The organism is Amycolatopsis sp. A133 (genome assembly GCF_031082405.1).
GTDB lineage: Bacteria > Actinomycetota > Actinomycetes > Mycobacteriales > Pseudonocardiaceae > Amycolatopsis.
Genome location: NZ_JAVHJU010000061.1, coordinates 157,752 through 177,615 on the forward strand (window position 1 = coordinate 157,752; position 19,864 = coordinate 177,615).

Sequence of the window (19,864 nt, forward strand, 5' to 3'; positions counted from 1 at the left end):
TCGACGGTTCATGTCAACACGCACTACTGTTCTAGCATGTCATCCAAACGATGACAAGTGGCAAGTCGTCAGAGGGATGACAAACTCGCCCGCGCTCAGCCGCCGCGCTGGACGATCGTCGTGGTGAGGGTTGCGGCGATCAGGTCCAGCGCGCGGTCCTCCGACTGCTTGCGCAGGTCGCCGCGGGTGATCACCTCGCTGGCGCCCGCCGTCCGGTCCCCGGACGGCTCGACCACCAGCCGGCCGCCGGTCAAGACCAGCACCGGATCCGGTACGTCGGACTCGAGCAACCCGCGCAGGTCGTCGACGGTCACCTCGGCCATGGGTTTCCTCCTCGGGTGGTCCGGCAGCCGTTGTCCAGGTGCGCGCAAACGGCCAGGTTCCCGACGACGCAGGCCGCGAACAGCCACGGCAGCGCCAGGAAGACCCCGGCCGCCAGCAGCGCCAGCGCGGCGGCGTCGAGGCCCGCACACAGCAGCAGCCGTCGCTGCCGGGCGCGGCTCGTCTGCAGCCCTCGCTCGATCCCGCGCAGCCGCCGCCGTTCCCACGCGGACAACGGCGGGCCGGGCTCAGCGGCCGCGGGGGTCGTCACTTTCGCCCTGCTCGTCGGGCTGGGTGGCGGCGGCCGCGAGCTCGGCCGGATCGGCCGCGCCGCGGGGGTTTCCCCGGGTCACGTGGCCTTCCTCGCGCATCCGCTCGACCATGTGCGGGTAGTGCAGCTCGAACGCGGGGCGTTCGGAGCGGATGCGGGGCAGCTCGAGGAAGTTGTGCCGGGGCGGCGGGCTCGTGGTGGCCCACTCGAGCGAGTTCCCGAAGCCCCACGGGTCGTCGACCTCGACGGGTTCCCCGTAGCGGTAGCTCTTGAAGACGTTCCAGATGAACGGCAGCACGGACAGGCCCAGCAGGAACGCCCCGATCGTGGAAACCGTGTGCATCCAGGTGAAGTTGTCGCTCGAGAGGTAATCGGCGTAGCGGCGCGGCATGCCCGCGTCCCCGAGCCAGTGCTGGATGAGGAACGTCGTGTGGAAACCGATGAACGTCGTCCAGAAGTGCCACTTCGCCAGTCGCTCGTCGAGCATCCGGCCGGTGATCTTCGGGAACCAGAAGTAGATGCCGGCGAACGTCGCGAAGACGATCGTGCCGAAGAGCACGTAGTGGAAGTGGGCGACGACGAAGTAGCTGTCGTGGACGTGGAAGTCCAGCGGCGGGGACGCGAGGATGATCCCGGTCAGGCCGCCGAGCAGGAAGGTGACCAGGAAGCCGACCGACCACAGCATCGGCGACTCGAACGTCAGCTGGCCCTTCCACATCGTGCCGATCCAGTTGAAGAACTTGATCCCCGTCGGCACCGCGATGAAGAACGTCATGATCGAGAAGAAGGGCAGCAGCACGGCACCGGTGGCGAACATGTGGTGCGCCCACACCGCCACCGACAGCGCGGTGATCCCGATGGTCGCGAAGACCATGAGTTTGTAGCCGAACAGCGGTTTCCGGCTGAACACGGGGATGATCTCGGTGACGATGCCGAAGTAGGGCAACGCGACCACGTAGACCTCGGGGTGGCCGAAGAACCAGAACAGGTGCTGCCACAGGATCGCCCCGCCGTTCTCCGGGTCGAACACGTGCGCGCCGAGGTGGCGATCGGCCATCAGCCCGAAGAGCGCGGCGGTCAGGATGGGGAAGGCGAGCAGGATCAGCACCGAGGTGAACAGGATGTTCCAGGTGAAGATCGGCATGCGCCACATGAGCATCCCGGGACACCGCAGGCACACGATGGTGGTGATCATGTTGACGGCGCCGAGGATGGTGCCGAGACCGGTGACGATGAGGCCGGCGATCCAGAGGTCGCCGCCGACGCCGGGCGAGTGGATGGCGTTGGACAGCGGCGTGTAGGCGGTCCAGCCGAAGTCCGGTGGGCCACCGGGCGTCGCGTAGGCGGAGAGGACGACCGTGCCGCCGAACAGGTACAGCCAGTAGGAGAACGCGTTGAGCCGGGGGAACGCCACGTCCGGCGAGCCGATCTGCAGCGGCAGGACGAAGTTGGCGAACCCGAACAGGTTCGGCGTGGCGTAGAGCAGCAGCATGATCGTGCCGTGCATGGTGAAGAGCTGGTTGTACTGCTCCGGCGACAGGAACTGCAGGCCGGGCCGCGCCAGCTCGCCCCGCATCAGCAACGCCGTCAGCCCGCCGATCAGGAAGAACGCGAACGACGTCGTCAGGTACAGCACGCCGATCGTCTTGTGGTCGGTGGTCCGGATCAGCTTGAGGATCGTCCCGCCGCGCTGCCCCCGCCACACCGGCCGGTGGGGGATGGGAGCCGGGCGCACCTGCGTTTCGGTCATCGGACTCCCACCTGCTGCTGCCGGGGAACGGGTGTTTCGCGCACGTACCCGGTCGCCGACGTGGATACACGCGCGAGGGGTGGCTTTTTCCGGGGATCAGCCTTACGGGGTAGAGCGGCGAGCGGCGCCTGCCGTTTGCCGGACCGCGGAGGGGGTACCGGGAGGCATGACCCTCAGCGCGTCGAGCACGGTCTGGCAGGTGCGGCCGGTCGACGGCTCGCGGTACCGGGTGGAGTTCTGCTGCCGTGGCGGGCCTGCCGGCGCGTTCGACCTGCTGGTGACTCCCCGGCTGCGCGAGACCGGCCCCTTGGCCGGGGCCGCCGGGCTGGTGCTGAGCGCGGTCGGGGTGCTGCTCGACCGCTTCCTGCCGCTCGGTGTGCTCCCGCCCGAGGTCGATCTCGAAACCCTGGTCCGCGCCGACTCGCGGGTGCTCGACGAGCTGACGCGGCGGCTGGGCCGTCGCGTGGCCGAGCCGCAACCTCAGTGAGACCCGGACCGCGCTTAGCCGTGGTCCGGCCGGGTATGCCGTCCGGCGTAGCGCCGTCCACCGGCCGGACCACGGTCCGCGCGGTCCGGGCGCGGCGCGACCCGCCGAAAGGAACCGCCATGTCCACCCCCACCCACACCCGCGGCAGGACACCCGTGCAGGTCGCCGCCGCGGTTGTCGCGGTCGTCTTCCTGCTGGTCGGCGTGCTCGGGTTCATCCCGGGCGTCACCACGGACTACGACCAGATGAGCTTCGCCGGCCACGACTCGATGGCCATGCTGCTGGGCCTGTTCATGGTCTCCGTGCTGCACAACATCGTCCACCTGCTGTTCGGCGTCGTCGGGCTCGCCGCCGCCCGCACCCCGCGGGGTGCGCGGCTGTTCCTCCTCGCCGGTGGTGCCGTCTACCTGGTGCTCTGGCTCTACGGGCTGCTCATCGACCACGGCAGTGACGCGAACTTCGTGCCCGTCAACACCGCGGACAACTGGCTGCACCTCGTCCTGGGCATCGGCATGATCGCCCTCGGCCTGCTGACCGCCCGCGCGGGCCGCACCGGCGCGGGTCCGCACGCCGCCCGGGGCCCCGGCCTCGGCTGACCACCACGCACCGCGTGGTTCACGAGGGGACGTCGGCGGCTGCTCGTTCCGGCCCGCCGACGTCCCGTGCGGGTCAGCGGGTTTCGATGATCCGCTTGAATTCGGCGCAGGCCCGCTCGACCTTGCGCTGCGGGTCCGCCAGCAGCGAGGCGACCGCTTCGCCGAGCTTGCCGCCGGGCAGCGAGTAGTCGAGGCTGACCGTCAGCTCGGTGACCCCGTCGCCCTTGTCCTCGAAGAGCACGACGCCGGAGTTGGTGACGTCGGGATCGGACTCCGCGACCGTGGCCCACGCGAGCCGGTGGGGTGGCGAGTCCTCGGTGATCCGCGCTTCCCACTCGACGGTGGCACCCACCGGGCCCGCCACCTTCCAGCGCGTCCGCGCTTCGTCCCCGGTGATCGCCTCGACGGATTCGACGTCGGAGAAGATCTCCGGGAGCCGGGTCAGTGGCCGCCACCAGTCGTAACAGGCCTGGGCCGGAGCCCGGACTTCGAGGTGGTGCGTTGCCTTGTCCACGGATGCCTCCCGTTCACGCGGCGGTAGCCGGGTCGCCTGCCGCCAAGCCCGGCTACCCCGCGTGTCCGGGGTTACGCGTCCTGGTCCTTGGTGCGCAGCAGCACGGTCAGCGACCGGCCGCAGACCACCAGCGAGCCGTCGCCCGGCACGGTCCGGGGCGTGGCGAGCTGGTCGCCGGCCACCCCGCCGACCAGGACGCCGCCCACGGACCGGTGGAACACCTCGCCCGTCGCGGAGTCGAGCACGATCGCCCACTCCTCGCCGTATTCGCCGCCTGGGACCGTCATGGTGATGTCGTCGTCGTGGGCGTTGAAGCAGAGCAGGAACGAGTCGTCCACCACCCGCTCGCCGCGGGCGTCGAGGTCGGGGATCGCCGTCCCGTTGAGGAAGACCATGATGCTGCGGCCGAAGCCGGCCTCCCAGTCCTGGTCGGTCATCTCGTCGCCCGCGGGGGTGAACCAGGCGATGTCGCGCAGCTCGTCACCCCGGCGGATCGGCCGGCCGGCGAAGAACCGGCGGCGGCGGAACACCGGGTGCTGGTGGCGGAGGGCGATGACGGCCGAGGTGAAGTCGAACAGCTCGCGGTTGCGCTCCAGCAGCGACCAGTCCACCCACGACAGCTCGTTGTCCTGGCAGTAGGCGTTGTTGTTGCCCTGCTGGGTGCGGCCGAGCTCGTCGCCGTGCAGGAGCATCGGCACCCCCTGCGACAGCAGCAGCGTCGCGATCAGGTTGCGGCGCTGCCGGGCCCGCAGGTCGAGGACCTTCTCGTCCTCCGTCGGACCTTCCGCGCCGCAGTTCCACGACCGGTTGTCGTCGGCGCCGTCGCGACCGTCTTCGCCGTTGGCCTCGTTGTGCTTTTCGTTGTACGACACCAGGTCGTTCAGCGTGAAGCCGTCGTGCGCGGTGACGAAGTTGATCGACGCGAACGGGCGGCGGCCGTCGTTCTGGTAGAGGTCCGACGAGCCGGTGATGCGGGAGGCGAACTCGCCCAGCGTGGCCGGCTCGCCGCGCCAGAAGTCGCGGACGGTGTCGCGGTAGGCGCCGTTCCACTCGGTCCACAGCGGCGGGAAGTTGCCGACCTGGTAGCCGCCGGGGCCGACGTCCCACGGCTCGGCGATCAGCTTGACCTGGCTCACCACCGGGTCCTGCTGCACGAGGTCGAAGAACGTCGACAGGCGGTCGACGTCGTAGAACTCGCGGGCGAGCGTGGCGGCGAGGTCGAACCGGAAGCCGTCGACGTGCATCTCGGTGACCCAGTACCGCAGCGAGTCCATGATCAGCTGCAGGGTGTGCGGCTGGCGCACGTTGAGCGAGTTGCCGGTGCCGGTGTAGTCCATGTAGTACTGCGGGTCGTTCTCGACCAGCCGGTAGTAGGCCTGGTTGTCGATGCCGCGCATGGACAGCGTCGGTCCGAGGTGGTTGCCCTCGGCGGTGTGGTTGTAGACGACGTCGAGGATGACCTCGATGCCCGCCTCGTGCAGCGTCCGCACCATCGCCTTGAACTCGTGCACCTCGCTGCCCGGCGTCGTGGACATGATCGACGCGGCGTAGGCGTTGTGGGGTGCGAAGAAGGCGATGGAGTTGTAGCCCCAGTAGTTGGCCAGGCCGCGCTCGGTGAGGGCGTGGTCGTGCAGGAACTGGTGGACCGGCATCAGCTCGACGGCCGTGACGCCGAGGGTCTTGAGGTACTCGATCATCACCGGGTGCGCCAGGCCCGAGTACGTCCCCCGCAGCTCCTCCGGGATGTCCGGGTGGAGCTTGGTGAGCCCGCGGACGTGGGCTTCGTAGACGACGGTCTCGTTGTACGGCACGTTCGGCGGCCGGTCGTTGGCCCAGTCGAAGTACGGGTTGACCACGACCGCGCGGACGGTGTGCGCCGCCGAGTCGTCGTCGTTGCGCTCTTCCGGACGGCCGAACCGGTAGCCGAACACGGACTCGTCCCAGTCGACCTGGCCGGTGACCGCCTTGGCGTACGGGTCCAGCAGGAGCTTGGCGGGGTTGCACCGCAGCCCGCCGGCGGGGTCGTGGGGTCCGTGGACGCGGAAGCCGTACTCCTGGCCGGGGCCGATCCCGGTCAGGTAGCCGTGGTGGACGAAGCCGTCGACCTCCGGCAGCCGGATCCGGGTCTCGGTTCCGTCCGGGGCGAACAGGCAGAGGTCGACGCGGTCGGCGACCTCGGAGAAGAGCGCGAAATTGGTGCCGACGCCGTCGTAATCGGCTCCGAGCGGATAAGGGGAACCGGGCCAAGGCTGCACAGGGCCTCCACAGGTGCGAGTGATCTCCGGCTGGGATACCCAGCCGGATCATCTCGAACCCGTGACGTCGACCTCCCTCACCCGGACGCACCACCCGGCGCGGGACCGCCGTGCCGACGGCGGTCCCGCGCCGATAGCGCCGGGGATCAGGTCAACTTGTTCTTGACTTCCTTGGCCTTGCCCTTGGCCGTGCCCTTGGCGTCCTGGAGGGGCGAGTAGGTGCCGAAGAGAGCGGGGTCGGGCTTCGGTGCGGTGCCGGGGCCGCCGAGGGGTTGGGGGTCCATGAGGTATTCGATGCCGGCGTCGGTGGTCCAGCTGGTGCCTTTGGCGCCGTCGGGGCCGTCGGAGAGGTGCCAGATGGTGTGGTTGTGCTCCTGGTTCTCTTCGTCGAACAACGCGCTGGGTGCGACGTCGCCTTCGAGGCCGTCGGCCTTGAGTTCCTCGATGGCGGCCAGCCACTGCTTCTGGTGGACGGTGTCGCGGGCGAGGTTGAACTGGAGCATGGCTTTGACGCCGGGGTCGTCGGTCATGTTGTAGAGGCGGGCGGTCTGGAGGCGGCCTTGGGCTTCGGCGGCGACGTTGGCGTAGAAGTCGGCGAGCAGGTTGCCGGAGGCGACGATGTACTTGCCGTTCCAGGGGTAGCCGTTGCTGTCGGCAGGGAGGGCACCACCGCCGCCGATGATGGCTTGCTGGACGTCCATGCCGCCGAGGGTGGCGGCCATGACGGGGTCTTTGACGGCTTCGGCGGTCATGGTGGCGGGGGCGCCTTCGAGGAGGCGGGCGACCATGGTGGCGAGCATTTCGACGTGGCCGATTTCTTCGGTCGCGGTGTCCATCAGGAGGTCTTTGTACTTGCCTTCGATGCGGCAGTTCCAGCCTTGGAACAGGTACTGCATCGTCACGGACATTTCGCCGAAGGCGCCGCCGATGAGTTCCTGGAGCTTGTGGGCGTAGACGGGGTCGGGCTTTTCGGGCTTGGCTTCGAACTGCAGCAGCTTCGTGTGACGAAACACGAGAAATCCTCCGTCGTCCGGGGTCGCACCGGCGGGGGCCGGCGGTTCAGGGGGCTTTCCCGGTTAGCGGAGGGTTAACCACGGTGATCCGATCGGGCCGGCCGAGCGGCTGCTCCGGCGGGACGAGGATCGACAACGCCACCGCCGCTGTGGTAGTTGAACGCGGAACGTTTGATGGCGAGTGGAGCGATTACGTGAGCGATCACCAGGAGCGGGTACCGACCTGCCGGCGGTACCAGTGCGACGAGCCGGCCCTCTGGCGCAGGATGTGCGCGGCTCACTGGGCTCGCTGGCAGAACGGGACCGACCCGCTCGACCAGCCGGGCGACGACGGCGAGTCCCCGGAGCCCCGGGTGTGGCAGCCCCCGTTGCGGGAGAACAGCGTGTCGCAGCGCAAGCCCGGCCGGCCGGGGTGACGCCGGCGGGGAGCCTCGTCCGGGAGCTCCCCGCTGTGGCGTGGCTCAGCCGGCGATCTCGGCCACGGTCACCCCGATCGGCGTGCTGGGACGGCCGATGAGGGTGCGGAGGTCGCCGGTGGTCTCGGCGAGCAAGCCGTCCTTGATGTCGCCGTCGATCGCCACCAGGAAGCCGACGAGCGGCTCCGGCAGACCGGCCTGGGTGAGGACCTTGGCGTGCTCGTCGGCCGGCAGGTCGATGTAGGTGATCTCGCGGCCGGTGGCCTTGCCGATTTCGGCGGCGAGGTCCGCGTTCGTCCAGGTGACGTCGCCGGCGAGCTCGTAGATCTTGCCCTCGTGGCCCTCGCCGGTCAGCACCGCGACCGCGGCGGCGGCGTAGTCGGCCCGGGTGGCGCTGGCGACGCGGCCGGCACCGGCGCTGCCCACGAAGCTGCCCGTCGCGGCCGCCTGCTTGATCGTGTCGGCGTAGTTCTCGTTGTACCAGTTGTTGCGCAGGATCGTGGCGGCCAGGCCGGAGGCCTCGATCAGTTCCTCGGTCGCCTTGTGCTCCGGGGCGAGCACGAGCTTCGACGTCGTCGCCTGGGGTGCGCTGGTGTAGACGAGGTGGCGGACGCCGGCCTCCTTCGCCGCTTCGATGACCGCCTGGTGCTGCGCGGCACGCCGGCCGACCTCGCTGCTCGAAACCAGCAGCACCTTGTCGGCGCCCTTGAGCGCGGTGACCAGGCTTTCGGGGTCGGTGTAGTCGGCGCGACGGACCTCGACGCCGCGCTCGGCCAGGCCGGCGGCCTTCTCCGGGGTGCGGACGGCGGCGACGACCTGGTCCGCGGGCAGCTTCTCGAGCAGGCCTTCGACGACGAGCTTGCCGAGGTGGCCGGTGGCGCCGGTGACGACGATCATGAGAACTCCTTGAATGTTCAAGTATCTGATGTCTGCGAGCATGTACTAACTTTTAGAAAGTACCAACTCATTGTTAGTGACGTCACATCCATTGTGCAAACTCTTGGGTAGTATCACGCTGTGGACGGACAACGAAGTGCCGGCTTGACCGACGCCGAGCACGAGGCCTTGGTCGCCGACGTGTTCAGTGCCGCGTGCGCGTCGCGTGCCGTGCTGGAGCACGTCACCGGCCGGTGGGGGGTGCTCGCGCTGGTCGCGCTCGATGACGGCGTCTTCCGGTTCAACGCCCTGCGCCGCCGGGTGCAGGGGGTCAGTGAGAAGATGCTCGCCCAGACACTGCAGGCGCTCGAGCGCGACGGCTTCGTGCACCGGGAGGCGCGGCCGACGATCCCGCCGCACGTGGAGTACAGCCTCACCGAGGCCGGCCGGGAAGTCACGCAGCGGCTGGTGGCGCTGATCGAGGTCCTCGAGGCCGGTGTGCCCGGCGTGCTGGCGGCCCAGGCCCGTTACGACGAGGCGAAAACCGCGAGCGCGTGAAGGTCGTGCCACCGCTCGCCTGAAACCCCTTGCGGGGCAACGAGTCCGCACCCGTTTGTGAAAGCGTCGAAATCGCCCCGCGGGGAAAACCGGCCATTGCACTGGGCCGGTCCGGGAGCTATGTTAGCGCTCACAATCGCTCCGCTTGTGCCGTACCTGCAGGTCGGCGATCGAGGAGGAGGTTGGCACCGTCGCCGGCCCGCGAACCTGTCGATTCGACGATTTCCGTACCCCAGCGGGAGATCACCCATGGCACGACAGCCGAGATCCGCACGTCCACGTCTCATCGCGCCGGCGCTGATCGCCGCCGGCACGCTCGTCACCGGTCTGCTCGCCGGCGGCGGTACGTCCCAGGCGGCCACGCAAGGGCCGTGCGACATCTACGCGGCCGGCGGCACGCCGTGCGTGGCCGCGCATTCCACGACCCGGGCCTTGTACGGCGCCTACACCGGCCCGCTGTACCAGGTCCGGCGTGCGTCCGACAGCGCCACGCGTGACATCGCCCCCCTGGCCGCGGGCGGGGTGGCCAACGCCTCGACGCAGGATTCGTTCTGCGCGGGAACCACCTGCCTCATCACGGTCATCTACGACCAGACCGGCCGGAACAACCGCCTGACGCAGGCGCCTCCCGGCGGGTTCCAGGGGCCCGCCGCGGGTGGTTACGACAACCTCGCCAACGCCACCGCGGCACCGATCACCGTCGGCGGCCACAAGGCCTACGGCGTCTACGTGGCGCCCGGAACCGGTTACCGCAACAACAACACCAACGGCATCGCGACGGGTGACCAGCCGGAAGGCATGTACGCGATCTTCGACGGCACGCACTACAACGGCGGCTGCTGCTTCGACTACGGCAACGCCGAGCGCAACAGCCGGGACAACGGCAACGGCACGATGGAGGCCATCTACTTCGGCAACAACAAGGTCTGGGGTTACGGCGCCGGGAACGGCCCGTGGATCATGGCCGACCTCGAGAACGGGCTGTTCTCCGGGGTCAACCAGCACTACAACGCCAACGACCCGAGCATCAGCCACCGCTTCCTGACCGCCATCGTCAAGGGCGGCCCGAACCGGTGGGCGATCCGCGGCGGCAACGCCCAGTCCGGTGGTGTGTCGACCTTCTACGACGGAGTGCGCCCCAACGTCGCGGGGTACAACCCGATGAAGAAGGAAGGGGCCATCATCCTGGGCATCGGCGGTGACAACAGCATCGGCGCCCGCGGCACCTTCTACGAAGGGGTGATGACGTCCGGTTATCCCTCGGACGCCACCGAGAACGCCGTGCAGGCCAACATCACCGCGGCCGGCTACGCCACGAGCTCGGCGGGCACCGGCTTGACGCCGGGTACGTCCGTTTCGCTGCGCGCCACCACCGCCTGCTGCACCGACCGCTACATCCACCACACCGGCTCCACTGTGGACACGGCGGTCATCGGCAGCGGCAGCTCCGCCACCGAAAAGGGCAACGCGTCCTGGACCGTCCGGACGGGGCTCGGCAGCAGCTCGTGCGTGTCGTTCGAGTCGAAGAACGCCGCCGGGCAGTACCTGCGGCACCAGAACTACCGGCTTTACCTGCAGGCCAACGACGGGAGCTCGCTGTTCGCCCAGGACGCGACCTTCTGCGCGGAGGCGGGACGCAGCGGCCAGGGTGCCTCGCTCAGATCGCTCAACTTCGCCGACCGGTACGTCCGCCACTACGACAACCTCGTCTACATCGCCGCCAACGGCGGTTCGAACACCTTCGACAGCGCCAATGCCTACAGCGACGACGTGAGCTGGCTCGTCGGCTCCCCGTGGGCCTCCTGACGCGACCGGCCGTCCCGCGCCCCGCCCGGGTCCATCGGGCGGGGCGCGAGATAGCGCTTTCTCGACTGGTCTTGTCGGGACCGCGAACCCTGCGTTACGCTCGGTTGAGAGCGCTCCAGCGGAAAGTTGTCGTGGTCGTGACCCGGTTGCCAATGGAGGCACCATGCCCGCCGCTCGAGCACCTTTCTCCGCCGTCCTCCTCAGTGTCGCAGCACTGCTGAGCACGTCGATCCCCGCGGCCGCGGCCGCCTACCCGGATCCGGGGCGTGTCACCGGCGACGTCGCGGTGCACGACCCCAGCGTGGTCAAACGCCCGGACGGCAGCTACCTGGTGGCCCACACCGGGGACAACCTCGCGCTCAAAACCTCCACGGACCGCATCGCCTTTCGCAACGCCGGTTCGGTGTTCCCCGGCGGCGCGCCGTGGACCACGGCCTACACCGGCGGTGGACGGAACCTGTGGGCGCCGGACATCTCCTACCGCAACGGCCAGTACTACCTGTACTACGCGGCCTCCACGTTCGGCTCCAACCGGTCGGCGATCTTCCTGGCCACCAGCCCGTCCGGCAATTCCGGCACCTGGACCCACCGGGGGCTGGTCGTGGAATCCCGCAGCAGCGACAACTTCAACGCCATCGACCCGAACCTGATCGTCGACGAGAGCGGCCGGTGGTGGCTCGACTTCGGCTCGTTCTGGTCGGGCAACAAGCTGATCCCGCTCGACCCGGCGACCGGGCTGCGCCAGGGCACCGCCATGACCGCGATCTCCGGGCGGGGCGGCGGCGCGATCGAGGCGCCCTTCATCGTCAAACGCGGCCAGTACTACTACCAGTACGTGTCGTTCGACCTGTGCTGCCGCGGCGCGGCGAGCACCTACCGGGTCATGGTCGGCCGCGCCACCGGCGTCGCCGGGCCCTACACCGACCGGGGCGGCGTGGCGATGACCGCCGGCGGCGGCACCGAAGTCCTCGCCGGACACGGCAGCATCCACGGGCCGGGCCACCAGGCCGTGCTCGCCGACAACGACGGCGACCTGCTCGTCTACCACTACTACGCCGACAACGGCGCCGCGCGCTTGGGCATCAACCGCCTGACCTACGACGCGGCCGGCTGGCCGGTCGTCGTCTGATCCCCACCGGCACCCGACGAAAGGACGGCCGGATGCACCTCCGCCGAACCGCTGTGGTCCTGGCCGTTTCCGCGTCCCTGCTCAGCCCGGCGGTGGCGGAGGCCACTTCTTCCGGCGGTGCTGGGCCGGGAACGGTCACCTTGACCGAATCCTCGCTGCAGGGGGTGCACGGAACCGCGCCCGACGTCACGATCCGCAACGTGCTGACCGTGACCGCGCCCGGGGCGGCGCTGCGGGTCCGGCTGAGCAACCCGTTCGGCAGCACCGCGATGACCGTCCGGTCGGTGTGGGTCGGCCGGCAGCCGTCGACCGGTTCGCCGTCGCTGGTGCCGGGCTCGAACCGCCGGGCCACGTTCGGTTTCCGGCACGCGGTGACGATCCCGCCGGGCAAGAGCGCGTGGACCGACCCCCTGCCGCTGTCGGTCCGGCGCGGCGACCACGTCGCCGTCAGCGTGTACGCGCCCGGTTCGCCGATCAACGACCACACGTTCCCGCCGCCGGAGACGGCCACGCCGGGCTCGTTCACCTCGGCCGGGCCGGGCGACGCCGGAGCGGACGAGTCGGGCGGTGCGTACGGGCCCTTCGCGCCCGGCGTCCTGTGGTGGGCGGATGCGATCAGCGCCGTTTCCCCGGCCCGCGGCACGATCGTCGCCCTCGGCGACTCGATCACCGACGGCTACAACGCCTTCGGCGGCGGTCCGCGGTGGACCGACGTGCTCGCCCAGCGCATCGGGACGCTCCCGCCGTCGCGGCAGTTGTCGGTGGCGAACGCGGGGATCAGCGGCAACACCGTCAGCGTCCAGCCGAACCCGTACGACCCCACCGGCCAGTGCTGCGGCCCGCCGGCGCCGTCCCGGCTCGACCGCGACGTGCTTTCCCTGCCCGGCGTGCGGTACGTCCTGCTCCTGGAAGGCACGAACGACCTCGGTGGCGGCGACTACGCACCGCCCGCCCCGGCCGCGCAGGTCATCGACGCGATGCGCACCATCGCGGGCCGGGTGCACGCTTCGGGCCGCCGGATGGTCGGCGCGACGATCCTGCCGATGTGCAACACGGCCGGCAGCCCGAAGGAACAGGCCCGGCTCGCGGTCAACGCGTGGATCCGCACGTCCGGGACGTTCGACGCGGTGCTCGACTTCGACGCGGTGCTGCGCGACCCGGCGGACCCGACGGTGCTGCGCGCGGACTGGCGCAGCGACTGCTACCACCCGAACGCGGCGGGTGACCGAGTGCTGGGCGAGTCGATCGACCTGCGGGTGTTCGCCCGCTGAAAACCGGCCGGGACGGTGCCCACCGGGTTTCGGGTTTCCGCGCCGCGGGCACCTGGAGCCTCGGAGGGGGCCCGTCCGACTCGTGGGGAGGCCGCGATGTCGCCCATCGACCACTTGATCGTCACCGTCATCGGCGCCCGCCGGGCCCGGGCCGACAAGGCGCCCACCCCGCCACCGGCCACCGAGGGGTGGGGCGCTGAGCCTCCCTCTGGCCGGCGGGCCGTGGCGGAGCCGGTCACTCCGGTTGTCGAACCGGTTCGACCCCGACCGGATGCTTGACTGCGGGGATGACGGAACGCCGGCGCTGCTTCGGCGGGGGACCGCCGGTAGCTGCTGGTTGAGGTCCGCGGTGCGCGAGCCGCGTGGGTCGGCCGTGGTGGTGCGGGCCTCGCAGGGTGGGAGCGCCGGCGAGCCGGCCGCGTCGGTCGGCGGTGTAGGGCGAGGCGCCTACCCGGCCGCGCCGAGTCAGTGGTCGCGGCGCCGGGCTCCCGTGCTCGACCGCAGTGAGATCGGCGGCTCCAGCAACGCGTGCCGCGGTTCCGCGCCGGCGTCCGCGATCCGGGCCAGCAGCAGATCCACCGCCAGCCGTCCCAGCTCGACCGCCGGGACGTCCGCCGCCGTGAGCGGGGGGTGGAAGTCCTCCGCCAGGCGCTCGGCGATGACCCCGGTCAGGGAAAAGTCCCGGGGAACCTCCAGGCCGGCCCGGTGCAGCGCGCGCTGGACACCCGGCAGGGCCGCCTCGTTGATCGTCACCGCCGCGGTCACCGAAGGCCACTTCGTCCGGATCTCCTCGAAGCACGCCAAGCCCGCCGCGGCTTCGTCCGCGCAGCACACCGTGCGCGCCGTCAGGCCGCGGGCCGCCGTCGCCTCCAGGAATCCCGTCGCCGACCGCAGGCCGGGCCCGTAGCCGGCCGCGACCAGCTCGGCCGAACGGTTGATCAGCACGACTTCCTCGTGACCGAGGTCGGCGAGGTGGTGCACCAACCGCGTGATCAGCCCGCCGTAGTCGACGTCGACCCACCAGGACGCCCCCGGGTGCTCGACGTGGCCGATGGTCACGAACGGCAGGCTCGCCTGGCTCAGCCGCTCCACCCGGGGGTCTTCGAGCAGGATCTCCATCAGGATCACGCCGTCGACCCGCCGCCCGGTCACGATGCGTTCGAACGAGCGGTCGTGGTCGCCGCCGCTGGGGGAGAGCAGCACGTCGAGGTCGTGCGCGGCGGCCGCGTCGACGACGCTGCCGACGAAGCCCAGCTGGACGTCGGTCAGCCGGCGGCCGGCCGGGGGCACCACCAGGCCCAGGGTGCGCGTGCGGCCTTCGGCGAGGGCGCGGGCGCTGGCGTTGGGCCGGTAGCCGAGCTCGGCGATGACGTCGTTGATGCGCTGCACGGTGGCCGCCGACACCGGGCGTTTGCCGCTCAGCGCGTAGGACACGGTGCTGCGCGAAACCCCGGCGCGCCGCGCGATCTCCCCGATGTTCATGCCACTCCTGACGCCGGTGCAGAACCGGTTCGATGGTAGTACACGCAGTATTGCGCAGGAGTGCTCTCGGGGTTTACGGTGGCGCCGCGATCCATCGTCGAACCGGTTCGACGAAGGATCGGCCGCCTCCGGGTCGTCGCCGGTGCCGACAGGAAGGACCCCCCTCATGCAGCGTCATCCGATCATCCGGCTGCTGTCCGCGGCCGTCGCCGCGACGACACTGGCCGCCTGCTCCTCCGGGCCGGCTCCCGCCGCGGGCGCCTTCACGGTCTGGGACCCGTACCCGCAGTTCGACGCGAGCTCGGCGTGGGCGAAGGTCGTCGGCAAGTGCGGCGCCGACGCCGGGGTCGAGATCGCGCGGCAGGCGTTCGACACGACCGACCTCACGAACAAGGTGCTGCTCGCCGCCCAGCAGAACACCGCGCCGAACGTCCTGGTGGTGGACAACCCCGTGGTCTCCACCCTGGCCGAGGGCGGGGTGCTCAAGTCCATTGCGGACACCGGGCTCGACGCCGCGCAGGTCGCGCCGAACCTGCTCGCCGCCGCCGACGTCAAGGGTCAGGTGTACGGCGTGCCGATCGGCGCGAACACGCTGGCCCTCTACTACAACAAGGCGGTGCTGACCGGGGCCGGCGTCGACCCGGCGTCCGTGCGCGACTGGGCCTCGCTCGACGCGGCGCTGGCCAAGGTGCACGCCAAGGGCAAGAAGGGCATCACGTTCTCCGCCATCGGCACCGAGGAAGGCAGCTTCCAGTTCCTGCCGTGGTTCTGGGGCTCGGGTGCGAACCTGACCGACCTGGCTTCGGCGGACGCCGTCTCGGCGCTCGCGCAGTGGAAGTCCTGGCTGGACCGGGGGTACGCGCCGAACTCGGTGATCGGCAACACACAGACGACCAGCTGGCAGGAGTTCGCGACGGGCGAGTACGCCTTCGCCGAGAACGGGACCTGGCAGCTGCAGAACGCGAAGAAGGCCGGCTTCGACTACGGCGTCCTCCCGATCCCGGCCCGCACCGGGGGCGCGGCCCCGGCGCCGACCGGCGGCGAGTTCGTCACCGTGCCGGCCCAGAGCAGCCCGGACGCGGAAAAGACCGCGGGCCGGATCGCGTCCTGCCTGACCAGCCCGGCCAACGTCCTCGACTCCGACACGGCGCTGACCTACGTCTCCGCGGTGCCGTCGGTGCAGGAAAAGCAGGTCGCTGCCCAGCCGGACCTGAAGGTGTGGGTCGACGCGGTCAAGGTCGCGAAGGGCCGCACCGGCGACAACCTCGGCACCCGGTACCCGCGGATTTCCGAACCGCTCTGGGGTGCCGTGCAGGCCGCGCTCACCGGCGCGAAGACCCCCGATGCCGCGCTCGCGGCCGCGCAGGCGACCGCCGCTGCGGCGAAGTAGGCCGGCTCGTGCCGGACACCCGTGAACCGGTGACCGCCCGTCCGGCCGCGCGAGCGCCCGGCCGGGCGGGACGACGGCGGCCGCACCTGCTCGCGTGGGCGTTCCTCCTGCCGCTCGTCGCCTACCTCGTGCTGTGCTACGGCTATCCGCTGGCGACGAACCTCGATCTCAGCCTCCGCAGCTACACCGTCCGCACCTTCGTCCACGGCGGGGCGCCGCTGGTGTGGTTCGACAACTACGCAGGAGTGTTCGCCGATCCGACGTTCCGCACGGCGCTGCTCAACACCTTCGTCTTCACCGCCGCGTCGCTGCTCTTCCAGTACGGCATCGGCCTGGCGATGGCGGTGTTCTTCGCCCGGAACTTCCGCTTGGGCCCGACGTTGCGCGCGCTGTTCCTGGTGCCGTGGCTGCTGCCCCTGATCGTGTCCGGCTCGACCTGGGCGTGGCTGCTCAACAGCGAGTCCGGCGTGGTCAACTCCGTGCTGGGCTGGTTCGGGGCCGGCCGGATCGACTGGCTGACGTCGCCGTCGTGGTCCCTGGTCTCGGTGATCGTCGCCAACATCTGGATCGGCGTGCCGTTCAACCTCGTGGTGCTGCACAGCGGCCTGCAGAACATCCCGGCCGAGGTGGACGAGGCGGCGTCGCTCGACGGCGCCGGGGCGTGGCAGCGGTTCCGGCACGTCACCTTCCCGCTCCTGCGGCCGGTCTCGGCGATCACCCTGCTGCTGGGGCTGGTCTACACGCTGAAGGTGTTCGACGTCATCTGGATCATGACCAGGGGCGGCCCCGGCGGCTCGTCGACCACCCTGGCGACCTGGTCCTACCAGCTCGGGTTCGGCAGCACGCTCCCGCGGTTCGGGCCCAGCGCGGCCGTGGGCAACGTGCTCATCCTGCTGGCGCTGGCCGCCGGGCTGCTCTACATCCGCGCGCAGCGCAGGCAGGGGGAAGGGTGATCCGCCGCTGGCGCACCGCGGTGGGGCTGGTCCTCACCGCCGTGATGCTGTTCCCCGTCTACTGGATGGTCAACGTGTCGCTGACCCCGGCCGGGCGGATGCGCAAGTCGCCGCCCGACTGGTTCCCCGCCGCGCCGACGTTCGAAGGCTACGAGCGGGTCCTGCACGAGCAGCTCCCGTACTTCGCCACCAGCCTGTTCGTCGCGCTCGGGACGGTGGCGCTGACGCTGGCCCTGGCCGCGCCGTCGGCGTACGCGCTGGCGAAGCTCCGCCCGCGGGGCCACCGGGCGCTGGGCTTCGTGCTGCTCGTCGCCCAGATGATCCCGGGCATCATCATGGCGCTGGGTTTCTACGGCAGCTACGTCACGTTGGGCATCACGAACACGGCCTGGGGGCTGGTCCTCGCCGATTCGACGATCGCCGTGCCGTTCGCCGTGCTCATCCTCACCTCCTTCATGGCTTCGGTGCCGGACGAACTCGTCCAGGCGGCCACGATCGACGGCGCGGGCGCGGTCCGGGCGTTCTGGTCGGTGGTGCTGCCCGCGAGCCGCAACGGCGTCGTGACGGCTGGGCTGTTTTCGTTCCTGTGGGCCTGGTCGGACTTCGTCTTCGCGGCGACGCTCGACGGCGGTGGCTCGATGCGGCCGCTGACCCTGGGCATCTACCGCTACATCGGCAACAACAACCAGGAGTGGAACTCCATCATGGCGACGGCGGTGGTCGCCTCCGTGCCGGCCGCCGTGCTCCTCGTGCTGGCGCAGCGGTTCGTCGCCGCCGGCGTCACCGCGGGCGCCGTCAAGGATTGAGCGCTTCCCGGAAAGGACGGCCCCTGTGCCCACGGGCGAATTTTCGCTGCGGGAGATTCCCTTCAGCTACCCGGGATCGTGGTTCGACGTCTCCCCGGTGGTCGCCGAAGCCACCTACGCGGACGACCTGCACCTCGTGTCCCACCGCCACGGCATGCACGCCGTCCTGGCGCTGGTCCCCGAAAGCGGCGGGGAGCCCGCGGCGGTCCCGGCCGGTGCCACGCCGTCCGAACTCACCTGGGGCACCGGCGACCGGCGGATCCGGGCGGCGTTCGCGGCGCCGGAAGCGCTCCGGATCACCGGGCGCGGCCTGGCCTTGCGGATCCGCGCGGCGGAACCCACCCTGACCCCGTTCACCGGCACGTACTTCTTCGCCGACCCGGTCGACGGCTCGGCCGTCTTCACCTCCTACGAGACCGGCCACCGCTACCGGGTCACCGTCCTTTCCGGACACGCGCGGCACGTCGGCGCCGAAGCGCTCGGCACGGCCGAGCGGGCCGTCGTCGTGAGCGGCGACGCCTGGGAGGTGGTGCTCGAGGAACTTCCCGGTGCCCGCGAGCCGTACGTGCCGGCGTCGGCGTTCGACGACGTGGCCGCCGCCGCCCGGACCGACTTCGCAGCTTTCGCTGATTCAGTTGCGCCGTGGCGCAGCGAGCGGACCCCGGCGGCCGAGCTCGCGTGTTACGTGCTCTGGTCGGCCGTCGTGGCGCCCGCCGGGTTCGTCGGGCGTCCCGCCGTGCTGATGTCGAAGCACTGGATGGACAAGGTGTGGAGCTGGGACCACTGCTTCACCGCCCTCGCCTTGGCCGGTGGGCGGCCCGAGCTGGCCTGGCACCAGTTCCAGGTCGTCTTCGACCACCAGGACGACCGGGGCGCGCTGCCCGACTCGGTCACCCACGCCGAGGTGCTGCGCAACTTCGTCAAGCCGCCCGTCCACGGCTGGGCACTGAGCCGCCTGCGCGACCGCCTCCCGGGCGGCCTGCCCGAAGCCGAGCGCGGCTCGGTCTACCGGCAGCTGGCGGCGTGGACGACGTTCTGGCTCGAGCACCGCCGCGTTCCGGGCGGGCCGTTCGCGCACTACGAACACGGGAACGACAGCGGCTGGGACAATGCGACGCCGTTCGCCGGGCAGCGGCTCGTGCAGACGCCCGACCTCGCCGCGTTCCTGGTGCTGCAGCTGAAGGAACTGGCCGTCCTGGCCACCGAGCAGGGTGATCCCGCCGCCGCGGCGCGGTGGCACGCCGAGGCGGAGAAGATGCTCGCGTCGCTGCTGGGCGAGCTCTGGGACGGCACGAGGTTCGTCAGCCGCTCGGCCACGACCGGTGCGGTCCACGCCGGGGCGAGCCTGCTCGAGCTGATGCCGGTCGTGCTCGGCGAACACCTGCCGCCGCACGTCCGGGACGAGGTCGTGGCGGGGCTCGAGGAGCACCTCACCGACATCGGGCTGGCCACCGAGCTGCCGACGTCGGCGTGCTACGAGGCGGACGGCTACTGGCGCGGGCCGGTGTGGGCGCCCGTCACGGTGCTGGTCGAAGACGGTCTCCGCCGGGCCGGCGCGGCCGGGCTCGCCGACCGGGTCGGCGCCCGGTTCCGCGCGGTGTGCGAGAAGTCCGGCTTCGCCGAGAACTTCGACGCGTTGACCGGCGAAGGCCTGCGCGACCGCGCGTACACCTGGACGGCCGCCGCCTACCTCCTGCTCGCCGGCGACGCCGAACGCCGTGCGTCGAATCGCATCGACGATGGTGAATTCCGCTGACCCGCCGGTCGGACGCGGAATCCGGCTTCTCTTCGAAGGAATCGACAACCGGGTTCGTATCGAAATCATCGACGCAATATTTCCGCCGTGGTCGTCGATGCTGGTCGAATGCGGGTAACTCACCCACCGTATCTTGACCGGCACACAATTCGCCTGCGATAGTCGTCCCACTCCCGTTCACCCGCCTGGCGGGAAATGCGTCGTCGAAACGATT

The 19,864-nt window shown here is 70.4% G+C and carries 19 protein-coding genes; 11 read left to right on the forward strand and 8 right to left on the reverse strand.

Annotation, left to right across the window (positions count from 1 at the left end; translation table 11 throughout):
- Positions 1–95 precede the first annotated feature (95 nt).
- From Q5425_RS36780 to ctaD, 3 genes are read right to left on the reverse strand one after another with little or no spacing between them, the layout of a single operon-like run.
- Positions 96–323, reverse strand: a complete 228-nt coding sequence (locus tag Q5425_RS36780; RefSeq protein WP_308676994.1) for a hypothetical protein — start codon at positions 321–323, stop codon at positions 96–98.
- A complete protein-coding gene (locus Q5425_RS36785) occupies positions 311–592 on the reverse strand; it encodes a hypothetical protein (protein WP_308676995.1) in 282 nt (93 codons plus the stop codon). The genes Q5425_RS36780 and Q5425_RS36785 overlap by 13 nt, the downstream gene beginning before the upstream one ends.
- Positions 570–2,342 carry a cytochrome c oxidase subunit I gene (ctaD, locus tag Q5425_RS36790; RefSeq protein ID WP_308676996.1) on the reverse strand — a complete coding sequence of 591 codons (1,773 nt, stop codon included), beginning with the start codon at positions 2,340–2,342 and terminating at the stop codon, positions 570–572. Before ctaD ends, Q5425_RS36785 begins: the two co-directional genes overlap by 23 nt.
- A gap of 166 nt (positions 2,343–2,508) precedes the next feature.
- Here ctaD and Q5425_RS36795 point away from each other — a divergent pair, with 166 nt between their 5' ends.
- Both Q5425_RS36795 and Q5425_RS36800 read left to right on the forward strand, forming a co-directional pair.
- Positions 2,509–2,829: a hypothetical protein gene (locus Q5425_RS36795; protein WP_308676997.1), complete on the forward strand. Its 321-nt coding sequence runs from the start codon at positions 2,509–2,511 to the stop codon at positions 2,827–2,829.
- 119 nt (positions 2,830–2,948) lie between these two features.
- Positions 2,949–3,425 (forward strand): DUF4383 domain-containing protein, encoded by a 477-nt coding sequence (locus tag Q5425_RS36800; RefSeq protein ID WP_308676998.1) that lies wholly within the window; start codon positions 2,949–2,951, stop codon positions 3,423–3,425.
- Between the two features lie 73 nt (positions 3,426–3,498).
- On the opposite strand, the gene Q5425_RS36805 is transcribed toward Q5425_RS36800, so the two are convergent.
- The 3 genes from Q5425_RS36805 to Q5425_RS36815 form a co-directional block, all read right to left on the reverse strand.
- Positions 3,499–3,939, reverse strand: a complete 441-nt coding sequence (locus Q5425_RS36805) for an SRPBCC family protein (protein WP_308676999.1) — start codon at positions 3,937–3,939, stop codon at positions 3,499–3,501.
- Positions 3,940–4,010: 71 nt separating this feature from the next.
- Positions 4,011–6,194 carry a glycogen debranching protein GlgX gene (glgX, locus tag Q5425_RS36810; protein WP_308677000.1) on the reverse strand — a complete coding sequence of 728 codons (2,184 nt, stop codon included), beginning with the start codon at positions 6,192–6,194 and terminating at the stop codon, positions 4,011–4,013.
- A 146-nt stretch (positions 6,195–6,340) separates the two neighbouring features.
- Positions 6,341–7,207, reverse strand: coding sequence for a manganese catalase family protein (locus tag Q5425_RS36815; protein WP_308677001.1), 867 nt, complete (start codon positions 7,205–7,207; stop codon positions 6,341–6,343).
- Positions 7,208–7,401: 194 nt separating this feature from the next.
- On the opposite strand from Q5425_RS36815, the gene Q5425_RS36820 reads away from it, so the two are divergent.
- Complete coding sequence (locus Q5425_RS36820; protein WP_308677002.1) at positions 7,402–7,623, forward strand: hypothetical protein; 222 nt, start codon at positions 7,402–7,404, stop codon at positions 7,621–7,623.
- A 45-nt stretch (positions 7,624–7,668) separates the two neighbouring features.
- Here the strand turns inward: Q5425_RS36820 and Q5425_RS36825 are convergent, their stop codons facing one another.
- A complete protein-coding gene (locus Q5425_RS36825) occupies positions 7,669–8,520 on the reverse strand; it encodes an SDR family oxidoreductase (protein WP_308677003.1) in 852 nt (283 codons plus the stop codon).
- 144 nt (positions 8,521–8,664) lie between these two features.
- On the opposite strand from Q5425_RS36825, the gene Q5425_RS36830 reads away from it, so the two are divergent.
- The 4 genes from Q5425_RS36830 (at position 8,665) to Q5425_RS36845 (ending at position 13,263) form a co-directional block, all read left to right on the forward strand.
- On the forward strand, positions 8,665–9,057 hold the full coding sequence (locus tag Q5425_RS36830; protein WP_308677089.1) for a helix-turn-helix domain-containing protein: 393 nt from the start codon (positions 8,665–8,667) through the stop codon (positions 9,055–9,057).
- A gap of 249 nt (positions 9,058–9,306) precedes the next feature.
- Positions 9,307–10,863: an alpha-L-arabinofuranosidase B gene (locus tag Q5425_RS36835; RefSeq protein WP_308677004.1), complete on the forward strand. Its 1,557-nt coding sequence runs from the start codon at positions 9,307–9,309 to the stop codon at positions 10,861–10,863.
- Positions 10,864–11,026: 163 nt separating this feature from the next.
- On the forward strand, positions 11,027–11,992 hold the full coding sequence (locus tag Q5425_RS36840; protein ID WP_308677005.1) for an arabinan endo-1,5-alpha-L-arabinosidase: 966 nt from the start codon (positions 11,027–11,029) through the stop codon (positions 11,990–11,992).
- Positions 11,993–12,024: 32 nt separating this feature from the next.
- Positions 12,025–13,263, forward strand: coding sequence for a GDSL-type esterase/lipase family protein (locus tag Q5425_RS36845; RefSeq protein ID WP_308677006.1), 1,239 nt, complete (start codon positions 12,025–12,027; stop codon positions 13,261–13,263).
- A 465-nt stretch (positions 13,264–13,728) separates the two neighbouring features.
- Here Q5425_RS36845 and Q5425_RS36850 read toward each other — a convergent pair whose 3' ends face one another.
- Entirely contained in the window at positions 13,729–14,745 is a 1,017-nt protein-coding gene (locus Q5425_RS36850) for a LacI family DNA-binding transcriptional regulator (RefSeq protein ID WP_308677007.1), read from the reverse strand.
- A gap of 166 nt (positions 14,746–14,911) precedes the next feature.
- Here Q5425_RS36850 and Q5425_RS36855 point away from each other — a divergent pair, with 166 nt between their 5' ends.
- Genes Q5425_RS36855 through Q5425_RS36870 form a run of 4 tightly spaced genes read left to right on the forward strand, consistent with a single transcriptional unit; the run spans position 14,912 to position 19,650 of the window.
- On the forward strand, positions 14,912–16,135 hold the full coding sequence (locus Q5425_RS36855; RefSeq protein ID WP_308677008.1) for an extracellular solute-binding protein: 1,224 nt from the start codon (positions 14,912–14,914) through the stop codon (positions 16,133–16,135).
- Between the two features lie 8 nt (positions 16,136–16,143).
- Complete coding sequence (locus tag Q5425_RS36860) at positions 16,144–17,088, forward strand: sugar ABC transporter permease (protein ID WP_308677009.1); 945 nt, start codon at positions 16,144–16,146, stop codon at positions 17,086–17,088.
- A complete protein-coding gene (locus Q5425_RS36865; protein WP_308677010.1) occupies positions 17,085–17,894 on the forward strand; it encodes a carbohydrate ABC transporter permease in 810 nt (269 codons plus the stop codon). Before Q5425_RS36860 ends, Q5425_RS36865 begins: the two co-directional genes overlap by 4 nt.
- Positions 17,895–17,919: 25 nt before the next feature.
- Positions 17,920–19,650, forward strand: coding sequence for an MGH1-like glycoside hydrolase domain-containing protein (locus tag Q5425_RS36870; RefSeq protein WP_308677011.1), 1,731 nt, complete (start codon positions 17,920–17,922; stop codon positions 19,648–19,650).
- The last annotated feature ends 214 nt before the right edge of the window (positions 19,651–19,864 follow it).

Bases quoted from the DNA above. Each gene is read 5' to 3' on its own strand.
- Q5425_RS36780 (WP_308676994.1), bottom strand. From the start codon at position 323: ATGGCCGAGGTGACCGTCGACGACCTGCGCGGGTTGCTCGAGTCCGAC.
- ctaD (WP_308676996.1), bottom strand. From the start codon at position 2,342: ATGACCGAAACGCAGGTGCGCCCGGCTCCCATCCCCCACCGGCCGGTG.
- Q5425_RS36795 (WP_308676997.1), top strand. From the start codon at position 2,509: ATGACCCTCAGCGCGTCGAGCACGGTCTGGCAGGTGCGGCCGGTCGAC.
- Q5425_RS36800 (WP_308676998.1), top strand. From the start codon at position 2,949: ATGTCCACCCCCACCCACACCCGCGGCAGGACACCCGTGCAGGTCGCC.
- Q5425_RS36825 (WP_308677003.1), bottom strand. From the start codon at position 8,520: ATGATCGTCGTCACCGGCGCCACCGGCCACCTCGGCAAGCTCGTCGTC.
- Q5425_RS36835 (WP_308677004.1), top strand. From the start codon at position 9,307: ATGGCACGACAGCCGAGATCCGCACGTCCACGTCTCATCGCGCCGGCG.
- Q5425_RS36840 (WP_308677005.1), top strand. From the start codon at position 11,027: ATGCCCGCCGCTCGAGCACCTTTCTCCGCCGTCCTCCTCAGTGTCGCA.
- Q5425_RS36845 (WP_308677006.1), top strand. From the start codon at position 12,025: ATGCACCTCCGCCGAACCGCTGTGGTCCTGGCCGTTTCCGCGTCCCTG.
- Q5425_RS36850 (WP_308677007.1), bottom strand. From the start codon at position 14,745: ATGAACATCGGGGAGATCGCGCGGCGCGCCGGGGTTTCGCGCAGCACC.
- Q5425_RS36855 (WP_308677008.1), top strand. From the start codon at position 14,912: ATGCAGCGTCATCCGATCATCCGGCTGCTGTCCGCGGCCGTCGCCGCG.